Genomic DNA, 995 nt, shown 5'->3' on the forward strand with positions numbered 1-995 from the left:
AGTACATATGTTCCTTCTCCTGGAACTACAACTTCTTTCACTTCTTTACCAGTTTTATCAACTAATGTCAGAGTAGATTTATCAAGCTCAACTTCTTCATCGCCTTTATTAAAGTTTACTGTTGTATTATCCTGATCTGGCGTATCAAATACTACAGGAGATGTTTGAACAGTTCCACGAGCTCCTTCAGTAGCCGATGAAGCACTTGTTGGGGTCACATCTGTTACCGTTGGGGTGTACATTGACTTAGTTGTGATAATTGCTGTAGTCTTATCATCAGAAGTTAAAACCGCTGATTCAACAACTGTCACAGGAGTCGGCGTTCCTACATAAGATGGCACTGGTACAAAGGTTACCTGACCTTTATCGTCTACTGTGTAGGTTCCAACATTCTCTACCACTACTTTACCATCATTATCTGCACCTTCCAATGCATAAGTACGTGCTGTGATATGACTAGTATCAGAAATAGTATAAGTCAGAGCTTTCCCTTCATCTGTTGATTTTTGGGTATGACCTTGGATGTTTGTCGTTGCAACATCATTTCCTGCAGAAGTTACAGGATTTACTGTTGGAGTATAGGTTGTTTCAGAGGTGATTGTCGCCTGCGACTGATCTGCAGTCTCTAATCTATAAGTAACTTTTACTCCTACACTTGTCTTATTGGCATCACTTGATACATAGCTAGCTACGGGAACAAAGGTTACTTTACCAGTTGTATCAATTGTATAAGTACCAACACCATCTACAGTTTTAGTAGTTGAATCGTTATCCAAAGTATAAGTTGGAGTGACGGTAACACCCGTACCAGCTTCTGGAGCTGTGTAAATTGGCGTACCACTTTGAGTTGAACCTTGAGTTCCAGTAGACGTTGCAGGTTCAGCTGAAGCTTTAACAGGAGTTACTGTTGGAGTGTAGGTTGTTGTTGCTTCAGTTCCATTAGCATCAGTAATACTTACTGTTACAGCATGGGCTTCTCCAGTAAATGTAGCAAG

Annotated in this window: 1 pseudogene; it reads right to left on the minus strand. The window is 40.5% G+C overall.

The features are described from left to right. Positions 1-995 (minus strand): annotated as a pseudogene (locus DSY56_RS11660) (hypothetical protein); the annotation flags it as partial.

Origin of the sequence: Streptococcus sp. 596553 (genome assembly GCF_900411395.1) — a bacterium.
GTDB classification, from domain to species: domain Bacteria; phylum Bacillota; class Bacilli; order Lactobacillales; family Streptococcaceae; genus Streptococcus; species Streptococcus mitis_BA.